At 64.8% G+C, this 18,397-nt stretch carries 14 protein-coding genes; 2 read left to right on the top strand and 12 right to left on the bottom strand.

All coding sequences use genetic code 11. The annotated features are described in order from the left end of the window. Window positions 1–67: 67 nt before the first annotated feature. The gene (gene flhB, locus NMQ16_RS04870; RefSeq protein ID WP_257079381.1) at window positions 68–1,204 is read right to left on the bottom strand and encodes a flagellar biosynthesis protein FlhB; all 1,137 of its coding nucleotides are present in this window, start codon (window positions 1,202–1,204) and stop codon (window positions 68–70) included. Window positions 1,205–1,344: 140 nt separating this feature from the next. Next, window positions 1,345–3,114, bottom strand: a complete 1,770-nt coding sequence (locus tag NMQ16_RS04865; RefSeq protein WP_257079380.1) for an ABC transporter ATP-binding protein — start codon at window positions 3,112–3,114, stop codon at window positions 1,345–1,347. Window positions 3,115–3,557: 443 nt separating this feature from the next. On the opposite strand from NMQ16_RS04865, the gene NMQ16_RS04860 reads away from it, so the two are divergent. Both NMQ16_RS04860 and NMQ16_RS04855 read left to right on the top strand, forming a co-directional pair. Next, on the top strand, window positions 3,558–5,702 hold the full coding sequence (locus tag NMQ16_RS04860) for a carboxy terminal-processing peptidase (protein ID WP_257079379.1): 2,145 nt from the start codon (window positions 3,558–3,560) through the stop codon (window positions 5,700–5,702). 49 nt (window positions 5,703–5,751) lie between these two features. Continuing rightward, window positions 5,752–6,303: an alpha/beta hydrolase gene (locus NMQ16_RS04855; protein ID WP_257079378.1), complete on the top strand. Its 552-nt coding sequence runs from the start codon at window positions 5,752–5,754 to the stop codon at window positions 6,301–6,303. Window positions 6,304–6,335: 32 nt separating this feature from the next. Here NMQ16_RS04855 and grxD read toward each other — a convergent pair whose 3' ends face one another. From grxD to prsR, 10 genes are all read right to left on the bottom strand, one after another. After that, a complete protein-coding gene (gene grxD / locus NMQ16_RS04850; protein WP_257079377.1) occupies window positions 6,336–6,647 on the bottom strand; it encodes a Grx4 family monothiol glutaredoxin in 312 nt (103 codons plus the stop codon). Window positions 6,648–6,770: 123 nt separating this feature from the next. Continuing rightward, window positions 6,771–7,589, bottom strand: a complete 819-nt coding sequence (gene prmC / locus NMQ16_RS04845; RefSeq protein ID WP_257079376.1) for a peptide chain release factor N(5)-glutamine methyltransferase — start codon at window positions 7,587–7,589, stop codon at window positions 6,771–6,773. A 38-nt stretch (window positions 7,590–7,627) separates the two neighbouring features. Beyond that, a complete protein-coding gene (gene prfA, locus NMQ16_RS04840) occupies window positions 7,628–8,713 on the bottom strand; it encodes a peptide chain release factor 1 (protein WP_257079375.1) in 1,086 nt (361 codons plus the stop codon). Between the two features lie 66 nt (window positions 8,714–8,779). Next, window positions 8,780–10,051, bottom strand: a complete 1,272-nt coding sequence (gene hemA / locus NMQ16_RS04835) for a glutamyl-tRNA reductase (RefSeq protein WP_257079374.1) — start codon at window positions 10,049–10,051, stop codon at window positions 8,780–8,782. 150 nt (window positions 10,052–10,201) lie between these two features. Further along, entirely contained in the window at window positions 10,202–10,963 is a 762-nt protein-coding gene (locus tag NMQ16_RS04830) for a serine protease (protein ID WP_257079373.1), read from the bottom strand. Beyond that, the gene (locus tag NMQ16_RS04825) at window positions 10,956–11,852 is read right to left on the bottom strand and encodes a transglycosylase SLT domain-containing protein (RefSeq protein WP_257079372.1); all 897 of its coding nucleotides are present in this window, start codon (window positions 11,850–11,852) and stop codon (window positions 10,956–10,958) included. The genes NMQ16_RS04830 and NMQ16_RS04825 overlap by 8 nt, the downstream gene beginning before the upstream one ends. Before the next feature lie 2 nt (window positions 11,853–11,854). Continuing rightward, window positions 11,855–12,910 (bottom strand): SDR family oxidoreductase, encoded by a 1,056-nt coding sequence (locus tag NMQ16_RS04820; protein WP_257079371.1) that lies wholly within the window; start codon window positions 12,908–12,910, stop codon window positions 11,855–11,857. A gap of 7 nt (window positions 12,911–12,917) precedes the next feature. Further along, a complete protein-coding gene (locus NMQ16_RS04815; RefSeq protein WP_257079370.1) occupies window positions 12,918–14,198 on the bottom strand; it encodes a nucleotide sugar dehydrogenase in 1,281 nt (426 codons plus the stop codon). 22 nt (window positions 14,199–14,220) lie between these two features. Then, the gene (gene prsT / locus NMQ16_RS04810) at window positions 14,221–17,016 is read right to left on the bottom strand and encodes an XrtA/PEP-CTERM system TPR-repeat protein PrsT (protein WP_257079369.1); all 2,796 of its coding nucleotides are present in this window, start codon (window positions 17,014–17,016) and stop codon (window positions 14,221–14,223) included. 20 nt (window positions 17,017–17,036) lie between these two features. Beyond that, window positions 17,037–18,386: a PEP-CTERM-box response regulator transcription factor gene (gene prsR / locus NMQ16_RS04805; RefSeq protein WP_257079368.1), complete on the bottom strand. Its 1,350-nt coding sequence runs from the start codon at window positions 18,384–18,386 to the stop codon at window positions 17,037–17,039. Window positions 18,387–18,397 lie beyond the last annotated feature (11 nt).

Below are 18,397 nucleotides of genomic sequence, written 5' to 3'. Positions count from 1 at the left end.
CTTTAGTAGAGCCGGCCATTTTCCGGCACATATTTCTGGCGCGGCAGCCGGAGAAATGCGTAGCGTACTACGCGACTCCCGGATCGAGGTCGGCGGGCACCGGCAGGTCGTCGGGCGGACGGGGCTTTTCGACGCCCTTGGCGAAGGCGTCGTTCAGCTGATACACATAGGCGAGCACTTCGGCCACGGCACGGAACAACCGCGCCGGCACTTCCTGCTCCAGTTCCACGTGCTTGTGCAATGCGCGCGCCAGCGGTGGCGCCTCGACCAGCGGCACGCCGGCTTCGGCGGCCAGCGTGCGGATGCGCAGTGCCACTTCGCCGGCGCCTTTGGCCACGACACGCGGTGCGCCGCCCTTGGCCACGTCGTATTTCAGCGCCACAGAAAAATGGGTCGGGTTGGTCACCACGACGTCGGCCTTGGGCACATTGGCCATCATGCGGCTGCGCGCCATTTCGCGCTGCTGCTGGCGGATGCGGCCCTTCACCTGCGGGTCGCCCTCCTGCTCCTTGAATTCCTGCCGCGCCTCTTCCTTGGTCATCTTCAGCTCCGACTGGTAATGCCAGAGCTGGAACGGCACGTCGATGGCGACAATCAGCGCCATGCCCGCCACCAGGATCACCGTGGCGGTCATGATCAGGTCGCCGGTCGCGGCCAGCGCCACGTCGACCGGCGCGCTGAACATGGCGAACAGCATGTCCTGGTCGCGCAGCACCACCCAGGCGGCCACGCTGCCGACCAGCGTGGCCTTGCCCACACCCTTGCCCAGTTCGACCAGCGCGGTTTTCGACACCATGCGCTTCAGACCGGCCAGCGGATTGAGCTTGGAGAACTTCGGGCCGAGCGCCTTGGGCGCAAAAACCACGCCGCCCATCAGGAAGGGTGCGGCCAGCGCGGCGACCATCAGCGCGAGCATCAGCGGCGCCAGCACGATCAGCCCGTCGATGATGCGGTCGATCAGGATGGCAAACATCGCAGACGGATCGAAGATGGCGCGCCGGTCGACCGTGAGCCCGTCACGCAGCAGCTGCGCGCTGCGTGGCCACATCCAGCCGGCCAGCCCGTACAGGCCGGCGACACCGGTCATGGTGACCAGGAAGGTTGCCAGCTCGCGCGAGCTCGGAACCTGCCCCTCCTCGCGCGCCTTCTCCAGCTTGCGCTGTGACGCGGGTTCGGTTTTTTCGAGATCGCTTTCTTCTGCCACGTTCGCAGATCAATCGTGAGATGAACAGGATGCCGATTCTGCGATCACCCCGCGCCGGGCGATCGGCGGAAAAGACGGGAAAAAGCCCGCCGAAGCGCGCCTGCGGATGTCCGCCCGCCGACGCGGCGCGTCTGCCCGCCTCAGGCAGGAGATCGCTCGCCGGTCTGCAGCCGCCACAGCGACGCATAGATGCCGTTCTGCCCAACCAGCGCGTCGTGGTCGCCGGATTCGACGATGCGGCCGTCGTCGATGACGTGAATGATGTCGGCCTGACGCACGGTGGACAGCCGGTGCGCGACGATCAGCGTGGTGCGGCCGACGACCAGGCGGTCGAGCGAGCGCTGGATGGCGGCTTCGGTTTCGTTGTCCACCGCCGACGTCGCCTCGTCGAGCAGCAGGATGGGCGGGTCTTTCAGAATGGCGCGCGCCAGCGCCAGCCGCTGCCGCTGGCCGCCGGACAGCTTCATGCCGCGCTCGCCGACCTCGGTGTCGTAGCCCTGCGGCAGCGCGCGGATGAAGTCGTGCGCCTCGGCCGACTGCGCCGCCCGCACGATGGCATCGCGCGGCACGTCGGCCATGCCGTAGGCGATGTTGTCGGCGACCGACGCGTCGGCGAGGAAGGTGTCCTGCGCGACATAGCCGATGGCGCGCCGCACGTCCTGCAGGCGCAGCGCCGAAATCGGCTGGCCGTCGAGCAGCACCCGGCCCTGCTGCGGTTCGTAGAAGCGCAGCAGCAGCTTGATCAGCGTGCTCTTGCCGCCGCCGGTACTGCCGACGAAGGCCACCGTCCGGCCGGCAGCGATGCGCAGGTCGATGCCATCGAGTGCGGGCCGCGCGCTGCCATCGTAGGCAAAGCGCACCTGCTCGAACGCCAGTTCGCCGCGCACCGCCTCGCGCGGCAGCGCGTGGCCTTCGTAGCCGATGCTCACCGGAGTGTCGATCAGGTCCATCACGCGCTGGATGGACGACATCGAGCGCTGGTAGAGATCGGTCAGTTCGGCCAGCCCGGTCAGCGGCCACAGCAGGCGCTGCGTCAGGTAAACCAGCACCGAATAGCTGCCGACGCCGATGTCGCCTTCGAGCGCCAGGAAGCCGCCGTACAGCAGTGTCACCGTGAAGCCGGCGAGGATGGCCATGCGGATGACCGGCGTGATGGCCGCCGACAACCGGATCGCCTCGCCGTTGCGACGGCGGTAGTCATTCGAGCCTTCGCGGATGTGCCCGGCTTCGAACTCTTCAGCCGCATAGGCCTTGACGGTGGCGATGCCCTGCAGGTTGTTGTTCAGCCGCGTGGCCAGCGCACCGGCCGATTCGCGCACCGCCGTGTAGCGCGGCGCCAGCCGGCGCTGGAACCAGAAGGCGCCATACAGGATGAGCGGAACCGGAATCAGCGCGAGAAAGGCCAGTTCGTGCGTCAGCACGAAGAACACGCCGCCCACCATCAGCGAGCCGACGAACACCTGGATCAGCTCGTTTGCGCCGCCATTGAGGAAGCGCTCCATCTGGTTGATGTCCTCGTTCAGGATGGACAGCAGGTTGCCGCTGCGATTGCGCTCGAAGTAGGCCATGTCCAGCTGCTGCACATGGCGGTAGGCCTCCATCCGCAGATCGTGCTGCAGATTCTGCGCAAGCGAGCGCCAGCGTACGTCGTACAGGTACTGGAAGGCCGATTCGCCGACCCAGATCAGCACCGTCAGGATGGCCAGCAGCACCAGCTGGTCCTTCGGATCGACGATGCCGAGTCCGGCGAGAAAGGACGCCTTCTGGTTCACCACGACATCGACCGCCACGCCGATCAGGATTTCCGGCAGCACATCGAAGAACTTGTTCAGCACCGAATAGAGCGAGGCGATGCGAACATCGCGGCGGTACTGGCGGGCGTGCGAAAACAGGCGGGAAAGCGGGTGCATGGCAGAGTCTTCGCGCAAGAAGGCGGCAGCGGGCGGTGGAAGAGGTCCTGGTGGCATGAGCCAGCCCCGGATGATGCCATTCGACCCGAAGAAAGCTGCAGGCAAACCGGTCGGCACCGTCAGCGCAGCGCGGCGTGTCCCGCTTTTCGCAAAGCACATGCGTTCTTGTTGCTTCCCGCGATCGAACGAAGCGCTTGACCTGCGCAGGCGACGACTGAATTCAGGCGCTGATCAGCCCGACAGGCGCGGGAAGCATGGCTTTTGTATTGCAACAGGGCAGATGAGGCATCTGCCCGCCCCGCGCGGCCGTAGCGGTGGGTAACATGGGCAATGCTGGCATCGGGAGCGGGTCTTTGCCAGAGTTTCCGAACGATTTGCCCTGAACAGCGGTCTGTGGAGAACGTCTGCAGACATTGTTCGATCATCGCCCCGGAGTACCCCTGATGAAACTGAAAGCCTTCTGGATCGCATTTGTACTGGCCACCTCGGCGCAGGCTGCCACCACCGCGACCATGGCGCCGCCGCTGCGGCCGGTCGAGGCACATGCGCTGGCAGCGCAGGCCAGCGCGGAATTGCTGTCGCGTTTTCATTATCAGAACGTGCCGCTCGATGACGCGATGTCGAGCCGGATTTTCGACCGCTACCTGAAGACGCTCGACCCGGAGCGCATCTATTTCCTGCAATCGGACATCGACACCTTCGGCGCGGTGCGCACCCTTCTCGACGATGCCATCCTGCAGCAGAAGCTGGATGCGCCCTTTGCGATCTTCACGCGCTACACGCAGCGGGTGCGCGAACGCATGGCAGGTGCGCGCGAACTGCTGGCCAACGGCTTCGATTTCAACAAGCCGGACAGCTACCGCTATGTGCGCACCGACGTGCCCTGGGCCGGCTCGGAGGCGGAGCTGAATGAAATCTGGCGCAAGCGGGTGAAGAACGACTGGCTGCGCCTGAAGCTGGCCGGCAAGGACGATGCGGCGATCCGCGACACGCTGACCAAGCGTTATGAGCTGGCGATGTCGCACACGGCGCGCTCGAAGAGCGACGACGTGTTCCAGCTGTTCATGAATGCGTACGCCGAATCGATAGAACCGCACACCAGCTACCTCGGCCCGCGTGCGTCGGCCGACTTCGCCATCACGATGAAGCTGTCGCTGGTCGGCATCGGCGCCGTACTGCAGGAGCGCGACGAGTACGTGACCATCCGCGAACTGGTGCCGGGCGGCCCGGCCGCGCGCTCCGAGCAGCTGGCGATCGGCGACCGCATTGCCGGCGTGGCCAAGGACGAGAACGCACCGATGGCCGATGTGCTCGGTTGGCGGGTGGATGATGTCGTTCAACTGATCCGCGGCAACAAGGACACGAAGGTGATCCTGGATGTCCTGCCGGCGGGCGCCGGTCCGGACGGCAAGCACAAGCGCATCACGCTGGTGCGCGACACCATCAAGCTGGAAAAGCAGGCCGCCGCCAAATCGGTGATCGAGGTCGGTGACGATGTGAAGCAGAAGGTCGGCGTGATCACGCTGCCCACCTTCTATCAGGACGTCGATGCCCGTCACAAGAATGACGAGAACTACCGCAGTGCCAGCCGCGACGTGGCGAAACTGCTGGCCGAACTTAAAGCTGAGAACGTCGGCGCGGTACTGATCGACCTGCGCAACAACGGCGGCGGATCGCTCGACGAATCGGTGCGGCTGACCGGTCTGTTCATCGATCGCGGCCCGGTCGTGCAGCAACGCAATCCGAAGGGGCAGGTGCGCATCGAGCAGGACCGCGACCCGGGCGTTGCCTGGGACGGTCCGGTCGGCGTGCTGATCAACCGCGCGTCGGCGTCGGCGTCGGAAATCTTCGCTTCGGCGATCCAGGACTACGGTCGCGGCATCGTCATCGGCGAACAGAGCTTCGGCAAGGGCACGGTGCAGACCCTGCTCGACATGGACGAAATGGCGAAGAGCGAAAAGCCGACCTATGGCGAACTGAAGCTGACCGTCGCCCAGTTCTTCCGCGTATCGGGCGGCACGACACAACTGCGCGGCGTGACGCCTGACATCCCGCTCGCGTCGTTTGCCGACCGCGAACGCTTCGGCGAATCGAGTTACGACAACGCGCTGCCCTGGACGCAGATCGAACCGGCTGACTTCAAGCCGGTGGGCAGCACGCGCGAACTGCTGCCGGCGCTGACCACGCGGCACAGCGCCCGGGTGGCGAGCGACACCGGTTACCGCGAGTTGCTGGAAGACATCGCCGAAGTCGAAGCCATTCGCAAGCGCACCGAAATCTCGCTCAATGAGACGGAGCGGCGCAAGGAACGTGAATCGCAGGAAGCCCGGCTGAAGGCCCGTTCGCAGACCAAGGGCGTCGGCGATGCCGACACCGACGGTCCCGCGCTGCCGCGCGACGACGGATTGCAGGCCGGCGAGCGCAGCCTGAGCGCGGAACTGGCCGCAGAAAAGTCACGCAAGGCGGCGCGCGACGTTCTGCTTGACGAGGCTGCGCACATCATGGGCGACATGGTGAGCCTGACGAAGTCGGGCACGGAACTGGCGCGCAACGGCAAGACCACCGCGGGCGTCGCGCCCGGGCAATGACGGGGGCGGCCCGATGCGCGGTCCGCTTGTCACGGCGAGGAAGCTGGAAGTGAGTGAAACGGCGGACCCGGTACTTGTCGTGCCGGGACTCAACGGCAGCGGGCCGACGCACTGGCAGAGCTGGATCGAAGCGCTGACCGGTGCGCAGCGCGTCGAGCAGGATGACTGGGCCCGACCCGACATAGACCTCTGGTCAGCGCGGGTCGAACAGGCCATCGTCGCGCAGACGAAGGCGGTGTGGCTGGTAGCGCACAGTTTCGGCTGCCTGGCGTCGGTGGTCGCCGCCAGCAGGCTGGCGGACCGGATTGCCGGCGCCCTGCTGGTCGCACCGGCGAGTCCTGACAAGTTCGGCATCACGGCGCGCATTCCCGATACGCCATTTCCATTCCCGACGGTACTGGCCGCGAGCCGGAACGATCCATGGATGAAGTTCATGTCGGCCGCGCATTGGGCCGACAGATGGGGCGCGCGCCTCGTCGACCTGGGCGAGGCGGGGCACGTCAATACCGAGTCCGGCCACGGACCGTGGCCGGCCGGATTCGAACTGTTCTGCCAACTCAGGGCGAGCGCGCCGGTCGTGAGCGGATCGCTGCAGGACTGACGCCTGCAGCCGCTTTGCCCCGGGTACCCCCCTCAGGTTCCTTCCAGCTCCTTCTGCAGTTCGCCGGACTGGAACATTTCCTTGACGATGTCGCAGCCGCCGAGGAATTCGCCGCGCACATAGAGCTGCGGAATGGTCGGCCAGTTGGCGTATTCCTTGATGCCCTGACGGATTTCCGGATCTTCCAGCACGTTGATCGTGTGCAGGTTCTGCACGCCGACGTGCTTCAGTATCTGGATCACCGTGGCCGAAAAGCCGCACTGCGGAAATTGCGGCGTGCCCTTCATGAACAGCACCACCGGGTGGCTGGTGACGGTTTCCTTGATCTGTTCCTGGACGCTCATAGTGTTTCCTTTCAATGGTTCAAGTCAAAGCCCTGCCGCGCGTGACGCAGACAGGGCAAAATCGTTCCGGATGAAGCGACACATTCATCCGCCTGCGTGAATCGATCCGCGCATCTGCGCAGTTTACCGGCCCATCGCGCCGCCGGTGACGCGTTCGATGCAGGCGAGGTCACGCCACGAGCTTACATCGGTCAGCCCGGTGCAGCGCATCAGCGCACGCACCGCCGGCGCCTGATCATGGCCATGCTCGCACAGCAACCAGCCCCCGGGCGCGATTCTTTCCGGCGCGCTGCCACACAGGCGGCGCAGGTCGTCCAGCCCGTCAGCGCCGCCGATGAGCGCCGCTTCAGGTTCGAAGCGCAGATCGCCCTGCGCCAGGTGTTCATCGCCCGCCCGGATATACGGCGGATTCGACACGATGCAGTCGAATTCGTGCCCGGCCACGCCTTCGAGCCAGTTCGAGGCGATGAAGCCGATTTCAAGGCCCAGCCGCTGCGCGTTGCCACGTGCAATCTGCAGCGCGACATCCGACCGGTCGAGCGCCGTCACCTGCGCCTGCGGGCAGTTCGCCTTGATGGCCAGCGCGATCGCGCCGGAACCGGTGCCAGCGTCGAGCACACGTGGCGCATCCAGGTCGCGGATGCGTTCCAGCGCCAGTTCGACCAGCAATTCGGTGTCCGGCCTCGGAATCAGGACGCCGGGTGCAACTGCAAGGTCGAGCCCGAAGAACTCGCGCCGACCGACCAGATAGGCCACCGGTTCGCCCGCGGCACGCCGTTCGAGCAGCGCATCGAGCGCGACGACCGAAGGTTCCGCCAGCTGCTCGCGGCCACGCGTGATCAGCCCGGCGCGGTCGCAGCCCAACGCATGCGCGGCCAGCACCTGCGCATCCCGCCCGTCGAGGCGGGTACGAGCGTTGCGCAACCAGTCGTCCAGCGTCATCGGAAGCCGTTACCCGGCACGACGCGAAAAGAGAGGCTTCACGCGCCTTCCTCCGCCAGCTGCGCAAGCTGTTCGGCCTGGTGTTCGTGCGCCAGTGCGTCGAGCAGTTCGGTCAGGTCGCCGTCCATGATGGCGTCGATCTTGTACAGCGTCAGGTTGATGCGGTGGTCGGTGATGCGGCCCTGCGGAAAATTGTAGGTGCGGATGCGCTCCGAGCGGTCACCGCTGCCGACCAGGCTCTTGCGCGTCGAGGCGATCTGGCTGTCGCGCTCGCGCACCTGCGCGTCGCGGATGCGCGCTGCCAGCACCGCCATCGCCTGCGCCTTGTTGCGGTGCTGGCTGCGGTCGTCCTGACATTCGACGACGATGCCGGTCGGCACGTGGGTGATGCGCACCGCCGAATCGGTCTTGTTGATGTGCTGACCGCCGGCACCGGACGCACGGAAGGTGTCGATGCGCAGGTCGGCCGGGTTGATGTCGACTTCCGCCACTTGATCCACCTCGGCCATCACGGCCACCGTGCACGCGGAAGTGTGGATGCGGCCCTGCGTTTCGGTGACCGGCACGCGCTGAACGCGGTGGCCGCCGGACTCGAACTTGAGCCGCGAATAGACGCCGTCGCCGGCCACGCGCGCGATGATTTCGCGGTAACCGCCAAGATCGGATTCGCTCGCCGACACGATTTCGACCTTCCAGCGGCAGCGCTCGGCGTGGCGCGAATACATGCGGAACAGGTCGGCCGCGAACAGCGCCGATTCGTCGCCGCCGGTGCCGGCGCGGATTTCCAGGAACACGTTGCGTCCGTCGTCCGGATCCTTCGGCAGCAGAGCACGCTGCAGATCGGCTTCGAGCCGTGCCATGTCGCTGGCCGACTGGTCGATTTCCGCCTGGGCCAGTTCCTTCATGTCGGGATCGGTCAGCAGCGCACGCGCCGCCTCGCCGTCGTCACGCGCCTTGCACCAGGCCTGGTACAGCACGATCACCGGCGTCAGTTCCGCATGTTCACAGGTGAAGCGGCGGTAGCGGTCGATGTCCGACGTCACGTCGGGATCGGACAGCGCGGCGTCGAGGTCGGCCAGACGTTGCGACAGATGTTCGAGCTTGTCGGCGATGCGCGGTTTCATGCGGGGTGTTCGGAAAAGTATCTGGGCGCCGGTTAAGCCGGCGGAAAGGAAAGACGGCGGGCGCCGCTAGCCTTCGCGGTCGTGCAGCGGGTACAGGCGTTGCACCAGATCCTCGATCTGGCCGCGTGCTTCCGAGGGCGCTTCGTTGAGCAGGCGGGTCGGGCCGTGCATCAGCTTGTTCGTGAGGTTGCGCGACAGCGTGTCGAGTACGCGGTCAGGCGCTTCGCCACGAGTCAGGGCACGCAGTGCGCGCTCCAGTTCCAGCATGCGCATGTCTTCGGCGTGACCGCGCAGCGCACGGATGGCCGGCACCGCTTCGCGGGCCTGCACCCACTGCAGGAAGTTGGCGACCCGCGCATCGATGATGCCCTGCGCCTCCACCACGGCCGCCTGCCGCGATTCCAGGCCGGAATCGACGATCTGCGCGAGGTCATCGACGGTGTAGAGAAAGACGTCGTTGAGCTTGCCGACCTCGCCTTCGATGTCGCGCGGCACCGCCAGATCGACCATGACGATGGGACGGTACTTGCGCGCCTTCAGCGCACGTTCCACCAGACCGAGACCGATGATGGGCAGCGGACTGGCCGTACAGGACAGCACGATGTCGAATTCGGACAGACGCTCGCCGATTTCGTCGAGCTTCACCGCCGCCACCTTCAGGTCAGCCCGGGTGAAGCGTTGCGCCAGAGCCTGTGCGCGCTCGATCGTGCGATTGGCGATCACCATGCTGCGCGGCGTACAGCCGGCGAAGTGGGCGGCACACAGTTCCATCATTTCGCCGGCGCCGATGCACAGCACGCGCTGCGACGAAAGACTGCCGAAAATGCGTTCCGACAGATGGACGGCCGCCGCAGCCATCGACACGATGTTGGCGCCGATCGCGGTCGTCGAGCGCACTTCCTTGGCCACTGCAAAGCTGCGCTGGAACAGCTTGTGCAGCAGCGCACCCAGCGTGCCTGCGTCTTCGGCGACGCGCACCGCCTGCTTCATCTGGCCGAGGATCTGCGGCTCGCCGAGCACCATGGAGTCGAGGCCGCTCGCCACGCGGAAGGCATGGCGCACCGCCTGGGGCTGCTCCAGCCGGTATACATATGGAGCGATGTCGGACGGCGCGATGCGGTGGTACTCCGCCATCCAGTCCAGTGCGCTATCGGGGTCGTTGGTCGCGCAGTACAGCTCGGTACGATTGCAGGTCGACAGGATCGCCGCTTCCTGCACCGGCCTGCCGCGGGTCAGTTCGCCCAGCGCATCCGGCAGCGTTTCCGGCAGGAAGGTCATGCGCTCCCGCACCGCCAGGGGTGCGGTGTGGTGATTGAGACCAAGCGCGAACAGGGACATGTACGGGGAGCGACGCCTGCGTGATTGCCGATGGGTCAGAACGACACCGTCAGGCGCGCAGATTACAACAGCGGCCGTCGCCGCACCAGACCGGCCACCGTGTGACGTCTGCCGACATCCAACGCGGACCGCGTCCGATGTCGGCAGACACTAGCGCTGCGCGGCAATCATGGCGGCGAGATGCGACGCCGGAATGGCATACGTGATTCCGCTCGGTTGCGCCAGAACGCTTTCCTTGCCGGCCTTGACCAGCACCATGTTGATGATGCCGATCACCTCGCCGGTGTCCGGGTCGAACACCGGGCTGCCGCTGTTGCCCGGATAGGCGGTGGCATCGAGCTGGAACACGGGAAAACTGCCACGCGCAAGCCGGTTGCGGTTGGGCACATTCAGCTGGCTCACGTTGTCGACCGGAATCACGATGGGGGTGATGGCCGACACGATGCCGCGATGGGTGACCGGGGTGAAGCCCAGCACGCTGCCGATCGGGAAGCCGGTAAAGGCGATCGACTGGCCTTCGGCCACCCGCGACGAGTCACCCAGCGCAAGCGCCGGCAGCGGCGCGCCCTGGATCTGCAGCAGCGCAAGATCATGTTCCGGGCTCGAGGCCACGATGCGCGCTTCGCGTATCTGCGGTTTTCCATCGACCTGCGCCAGCACCGACAGGATTTCGAACTTTTCGTCGTCGAGCTTCACGCTGGTCACATGCGCATTGGTCGCGATCAGCGTGCCGTTGCCGACGACGAAACCTGTGCCCTTCAACTCGAAGGCTGGTGCACGCGAACGCATCAGCGTGCCAACGACGACGATGGACGGCTTGATGCGGACAATGGCCTCGCGCAGTGCGGCATGCACCAGCAGCGGTGCCGACAGCAGCGCTGCGCAGGCGAGACGGCGCCGGGCGTCAGCCACGGCGTGACACGATCTTCGGCAACACCGGCGATGGCGTGGTGACGCGGTGATCGTAGGGATGGTCCGGCTTGTTGAACAGGCTGCGGATGCGCTTCACGTATTCGCGGGTTTCGCGGTATGGCGGCACGCCCTTGTAGCGGTCGACCGCACCTTCGCCCGCGTTGTAGCCGGCGGTCGCCAGTTCGACATCACCTTCGAAGTAGGCCAGCAGCCAGCGCAGATAGGCCAGGCCGCCGCGGATGTTCTGCACCGGATCGTAGGCATCGCGCACATTGAAGCGCTGCGCGGTTTCCGGGATCAGCTGCATCAGGCCCTGGGCGTTCTTCGGCGATCTCGCCTTCGGGTTGAAATTCGACTCGGTGCCGATGACAGCCAGCACCAGATGTGGGTCGATGTCGAAGGTCGGCGCCAGTTCGCGCACGATTTCGATCACCTTGCGCCTGTCCGGCGTGGTGCCGAATGCAGCTTCGAGATCGGGGGCGATGCCTGCGATCGCAACCGGCTCGGGCTCCGGCGGGTCGCGCATGCAGTCGGGCAACTCGCGCGTCGGCTCACCGGTGAAGCGCAGCATGCGCTGCGCGTGCTCGTGGCCCTGCCGCGCGGCCAGGTCGAAGAAGGTGGCGGCCAGCGCATCATCGCGCTCGACCCCGCGACCGTTGGCGTACATCCAGGCCAGATTGAACTGCGCCTCCGCTTCGCCGAGCTTGGACGCCTGGCAATACAGGGCTGCCGCGCGCGCCGGATCACGACTGACGCCTTCGCCGTGTTCGAACAGGCGTGCCTCGGCGAGCAGCGAACGCGCAGCGGCCTCAGGTTCGAGTGCGAACGCGGGTACCGCCGTGCACAGCGCGACTGCAAATGAAAAGTTGCGACGCATCCGGGCGCTCATGATCAGGCCGTCGCAACGGGCGCAAAGCGCGCGATGTACCAGTCCATCGCTTCGGCCAGACCGCGAGTCACGTCGTGACTGGGCACATAGCCCAGCAGCGTCTTCGCGCGGCCGATGTCGGCCAGCGAATGACGCACGTCACCGGCGCGGAAGTCCTGATGCTGCGCCTGCGCCTTTGCAATGTCGGGAAAGCGAGCAACGAGCTCTGCGCGCATGGCGTCGAACAACTGGTTCAGCGTGGTCTGGCGATGTGCCGCCACGTTGTAGACGGTGTTGACCGCGTCGGCGCGCGTCGTCAGCGCGGCGAGCAGGTTGGCCTGCACCGTGTTGTCGATGTAACAGAAGTCGCGACTGGTTTCGCCGTCGCCGTTGATGCGCACGGTGTCACCCAGCAGCAGTGCGCGCGCCCATTTCGGAATCACCGCCGCGTAGGCGCCTTCCGGATCCTGGCGCGCACCGAACACATTGAAGTAGCGCAGGCCGACGCATTGCAGGCCGTAGCAGCGGCCGAACACATCCGCGTACAGCTCGTTCACGTACTTGGTGACGGCATACGGCGACAGCGGCCGGCCGATGACATCTTCCACCTTCGGCAGCGTCGGCGAATCGCCATAGGTGGAACTGGAGGCCGCGTAGACGAAGCGCGACACGCCGGCATCGCGCGCCGCCACCAGCATGTTCAGGAAGCCATTGACGTTCGAATCGTGCGTCGCCAGCGGATCGGCCAGCGAACGCGGCACCGAGCCCAGTGCGGCCTGATGCAGCACGACATCGACGCCGGCGCAGGCGGCCGCACAGGCAGCCAGATCACGGATGTCGCCGCGCACGAACTCGAGCCGGGCACGCTGCGCAGCCGAAACGCCCGCCACCACCTCGTCGAGGTTGCGCTGGTGACCGGTCGAGAAGTTGTCGAGCGCCACCACCTGCTGATCCGCCTGCAGCAGCACTTCGACCAGATGCGAGCCGATGAAGCCTGCAGCACCGGTCACCAGCCAGCGCCGCGGTTGCGCCGTCAGCGCTGCGACGACGCCAGCCGGAAGTGCGGACAACTGCGTCATTCCGGGCTCACAGACGCCATACCGCGACGCCCTGCGCACGCAGCGCTTCGGCATCGAACTGGCACTTGATGTCGGCAACGATGCCGCCCGGCTTCAGCTTGGACACGAAATCGCTCAGCGGGCGGGCCGCGAACTCCTTGTGCGACACGGCGGCAACGATGGCTTCGACCTTCGGCAGTTCGTCCCACGACCTCAGCGACACGCCGTATTCGTGCTCGGCTTCCTTCGTTTCGGCAACCGGGTCATGCACCAGCACTTCGATGCCGTAGGTTTCGAGTTCGCGGATCACGTCGATCACGCGCGAATTGCGCAGGTCGGGGCAGTTTTCCTTGAAGGTAAGACCGAGCACGATTGCCCTGGCGCCCTTGACCGACGCGCCGCTGCGGATCAGCTGCTTGACGGTCTGTTCGGCGACATACTTGCCCATGCCGTCGTTGATGCGACGGCCGGCCAGGATGACCTGCGGGTGGTAGCCCAGCATGTCGGCCTTGTGCGTCAGGTAGTACGGATCGACGCCGATGCAGTGACCGCCGACCAGACCCGGACGGAAGGGCAGGAAATTCCACTTGGTGCCGGCGGCACGCAGCACCTCTTCGGTATCGATACCCATCTTGCCGAAAATGATGGCCAGCTCGTTCACGAAGGCGATGTTGAGGTCGCGCTGCGTGTTCTCGATCACCTTGGCGGCTTCGGCCACCTTGATGCTCGACGCTTCATACACGCCGGCGGTGATGACGCTCTTGTATAGATCCGACACCTTGCGCAGCGTTTCCGGGCTGTCGCCCGACACCACCTTGACGATCTTGGTGACCGTGCGTTCCTTGTCGCCCGGGTTGATGCGCTCGGGCGAATAGCCGACGTTGAAATCCTGCGGCCACTTGAAGCCGGAAAACTTCTCGATGACCGGAATGCACATTTCCTCCGTGGCACCCGGATAGACGGTCGATTCGAACACCACGGTGGCGCCGCGCTTCATGTGGCGACCGCAGGTTTCCGACGCACCCACCAGCGGCGAGAAGTCAGGCTGGTGCGCATCGTCGACCGGTGTCGGCACGGCAACGATGATGAAGTCCGCATCCTTCAGCGCAGCCCCGTCGGTACTCACCGTCAGCTGCGTCGCAGCCCGCAGGTCCTCAGGACTGACCTCGCCGGTCGGATCATAGAATTCCCGGTAGGCCGCAACCTTGGCGGCCGACATGTCCACCCCGATGGTCGGCATCTTCTTCCCGAACTCGACCGCCAGCGGCAGCCCCACATAGCCCAGGCCAATCACGGCAACTTTGGTCATCGCTTCGTTCCCCATTCCGCGATCAAAGGTTCTTCATCAGTTCGGCCACTTCCGCCGACCGCGCAAACTTGTCACCCAATGCCACCAGTGGTTCAAGCTCCTTGCGCGCTTCCGACTTCATGCCTGCCTTGGCCAGCCGCTGCGCAAGATTCAGTCGCAGATCGTATGCGCCCGGCGCCGCGGCGACGGCCTGCTTCAGCATCGTCAGGCCTCGTTCTGTCTCACCGCTGTCAAACAGGATGGTGCCGTAGGTATCGAGCACGGCCGGATTGTCGGGCGCTACCGCATACGCGCGCTCGGCGTAGTCCCTGGCTTTGCCGTCCTTACGCTGTGCCGCCAGCCACGCGAGGTTGTTCAGCACGACCGGATCGTTCGGCACTCGCTTCAGCAGCGCTTCATAACGCTGCCCAGCCTCGTCATAACGCTTTTGCGACAATGCCTGCTCTGCGAGATAAGCCGGCACTGCGTTGTCTTCCGGTTTGTCCTTCAGCCATCCATCCACAACAGCCTTTGCATCCGCTGCACCATTGTTCGAACGAATGAGAGCGCCGTGCAGCCTTATGACATTGCGTGCATTGCGCTCACGGGCAAGCGCCTCGCGGTAGGGCTTCACTGCCGCATCCGCCTTGCCCGACCGGGCAAGCACTTCGCCTTCCATCGCATGGCCCAGCGCCAGATCGGGATTCTGGCGCTGAATGTCCCGCGTGACCTTCAGTGCATCGTCGAGCGCGCCGCGTTCGAGGTGAATCGAAACCAGCATGCTTTGCGCATCGAGCGACCTGGGTTCCAGGGACAACGCCTTGCGCACGCTCTGGATTGCCTCCGATTCGCGCTTTGCAGCTATCTGTGCTGCCGCAAGACGCAGCAGGGGTTGCGCGCTCGACGGCGATTTCGCGACCAGCTTGCCCCGCGTCAGAATGGCAGCGTCGTTCTCGCCGGCGAGCGTCTGGGTGGATGCCAGCAGCTCGAGCACCTGCGTGTCGTCCGGCAAGGCCGTGGCCGCCTCGTTTGCAGCTGCCAGCGCTTTCTTCCGCTCACCCATGGCAGACAGCAACTGAACGAGTGCCGCCCGTGGTGCAAACAGCTTGGGGTTTGCCTTGATCGCCTGCTCGACCAGCGCCAATGCTTCTGGCGCGCCTTCCTTGGTGCGTGCTTTCAAACCAGCGAGCGCGAGCAGCGCATCCGGGTGCTGTGGCGACGTTGCCAAGATGCCGCGGAAGCGTGACTCGGCAGCGGCCGTATCCTTCTCCAGCAAGTCCATGCGGGCAAGGTTCGAGGCCGCCGGGAAGAACGAAGGCTCCATTTCGAGCGCCTTTTCGAAACTCGCGCGGGCCTTGTCGGAGTCCTTCTTAAGCAGATAAGCCGTACCCCTCAGATTCGGCGTCATGGGGTCGCCCTGCTTCTTCTTCTCCAGTGCGTCGATTGCGGCGAGTGCCTTGTCAGCGTCGCGATTGCGCAAATGCGCAACGATCAGCAGGACATCAGGGCGCGTGTCGTCCACCTCCAGGCGCACGGCATTTTCGAGTGCGGCGATGCCGCCCGTGCGATCGCCTGCAGCAAGGCGGCTCAAGCCCAGTCTGGACTGGATTGCAGAGTCATCCGGCTTGAGGCGGGCCGATGCCGCGAAGGCCTTTTCGGCTCGTTCGGTATCCCCTGCCATCAAGTACACCTGCCCGGCCAGCGCCTGCACTTCGGCGTTTTCGGGGATCTTCTGCAACAGTGGGTCCAGGGTCTGCTGCGCCTTGGCCAAGCGCCCCGTCTGCAGATATGAGCCGATCAGTATCTTGCGGATGAACAACGAATCCCCACCTGCGGCCAACACCTTTTCGCCGTACTGTTCGGCCTGTGCGTACGACTTCAACTCGAATTCGGTCAGGGCCGCCAGTCCGAGTGCCGGAACGTAGTCCGGCGCAATCGACAGCAGCTTGTTCAGCGTTTGCCTTGCCTCGGCGAACTTGCGTTCCTTGATCAGCAGAAAACCTTCCAGATAAAGCGCTTCGGGCGCTTTGGGAGCGGCTTTCTTCAACGCGGCGAGCTCGGTCCGGGCTTCGGCGAACTTGTCCTGGTTGGCGAGTGCGTGCACGACGATGTAGCGCGCCCGAATATTGTCCGGCTTGATTTCATAGACTTTTCGATAGGACGCCATCGCCTCGTCGAACTGCCCCTTTGCGGTCTTCAATTCGCCATCGAGGAACCAGGCATTTTCGTCAGCCTTGTCGGAAGCAATCACGTTGTCGAGCAATCGACGCGCACTCTCGACGTCCTTGGTGACTGCCGCCAGCCTCGCCTTGCCCAGACTGGCGTAGAGATGCTGATTGTCGATGGCGATCGCCTGCTCGAAACTCGCCGCCGCCGCTTCATTGTTACGCGTTGCCATATACGCATAGCCGAGCGCCGCCTTCAGATCGGCTTCGGATTGCGGCGTGGGCATTTTCGTCGAAGCAAAATTCGAAATGACATCGACGAAGCTTCCGCCTTCCACCATGGCACGCGCCAGCAAGGGAACGACCTCGCTCTCGTCATGATTCAGTTCGCGCGCACGTTGCAGTTCCTTGATCGCCGAAGGCATGTCACCGAGCTTGAAATTGACGCGTCCGAGCTCGTAGCGCGCAGCGGCGTTGCTGGCGTCCTGCTGCAAGGCGTTCTTGAGCTGAATGGAAGCCGTCTGGTAATCACTGCGCGAGATGGCAGCACGCGCTTCAGCAACGAGTTCCGCGGGCGGCAGGTTCCTGTCGCATGCAGCAAGCAGCGCAACGCAACACAAGGCTGCCGCAAGGCGGCTCACCGGAATGCGTTCACGCGGTAGAAATCGATTCAAGACAGACACTCCTCGCGCTTTCAGCGCAAACCGAAACGGTTCATCAGGTCATACAGGGTCGGGCGGCTGACTCCGAGCACTTCGGCCGCCTTGACCATGTTTCCATCCACCCGCGCAAGCACGCTGACGACAGCGCGTCGCTCGGCTTCTTCGCGGATCTGCCGCAGGTTGAAAAATGCATCCTCCTGATCGGCCGGCTTCAGTCCGAGATCGGCGGCCGTGATCTGGCTTCCATCGGCCATGATGGTCGCCCGCTTGATGCAGTTTTCGAGTTCGCGCACGTTGCCTGGCCATTTGTGCGCCTCGATCGCTGCAACTGCCTCGCGTGACAACGTCAGTGCGCTGCGCCCCTGCTCGCCGGAAAACCGCTTTGCGAAGGAGTGCGCAAGCAGAGCGGCATCGCCCTCGCGAGCGCGCAGTGGCGGAATCGTGACGACGATTTCGGCCAGGCGGTAATAGAGGTCTTCGCGGAAACGCGCTTCGCCGATCAACGCCTGCAGGTCCTGGTGCGTGGCGCAGACCACCCGCACATCGATCGGAATCTCGTCGCGACCGCCCAGCCGTTCGATGACGCGTTCCTGCAGGAAACGAAGCAGCTTCGCCTGCAATGCGCCGGGCAGATCACCGATCTCGTCGAGGAACAGCGTGCCCTTGTTGGCGACCTCGATCTTGCCGGGCGTCTGCTTGGTGGCGCCGGTGAAGGCACCCTTCTCGTAGCCGAACAGTTCGCTTTCGAGCAGGTTGTCGGGGATGGCCGCGCAGTTGATCGCCACGAAGCGCTCGTTCGCCCGATCCGAGCGGTCGTGCAGCGTCTTCGCCAGGACTTCCTTGCCGGTCCCGCTTTCGCCGAGCAGCAGCACGGTGGCGCGCGTGGCCGATACCTTTTCGATCGTCCGCAGCACGCGAAGCATGTCCGCGTCACGCGTGATGAATCGGCCTTCGACGCCCAGGTGCTGATTGGCGAGCCGGATGTTCTCCGACTGCAGGTCGTGCAGCCTGAATGCACGTTCGATCAGCAGCGAGAGCATGTCGGGCTCGAAGGGCTTGGCGTAGAAATCGTAGGCACCCATGCCGATCGCACGCAGCGCATTGGCACGGTCATTCTGGCCGGTCAGCACGATGACCTTGGACTGCGGCGCAAGCGCCATGATCTCGCCGAGCAGCGCCATGCCTTCTGTCACGTCGTCGGGCGCCGGCGGCAACCCGAGATCCATCGTGATCACGGAAGGTTCGTGGCGCCTGATCTGCGCCAGCGCCGATTCGCGGTCGCCGGCCAGTACGACTTCGTAGTCGTCGAAACTCCAGCGCATCTGCTTCTGCAGCGCCGGATCGTCTTCGACGATCAACAGTGTCCGCCCCTTGTCTGCCATGTCACTCCCGG

Source organism: Methyloversatilis sp. XJ19-49, from assembly GCF_024580145.1.
Taxonomy (GTDB): Bacteria; Pseudomonadota; Gammaproteobacteria; order Burkholderiales; family Rhodocyclaceae; genus Methyloversatilis.
This window is presented reverse-complemented; position numbering and strand designations above follow the sequence as displayed.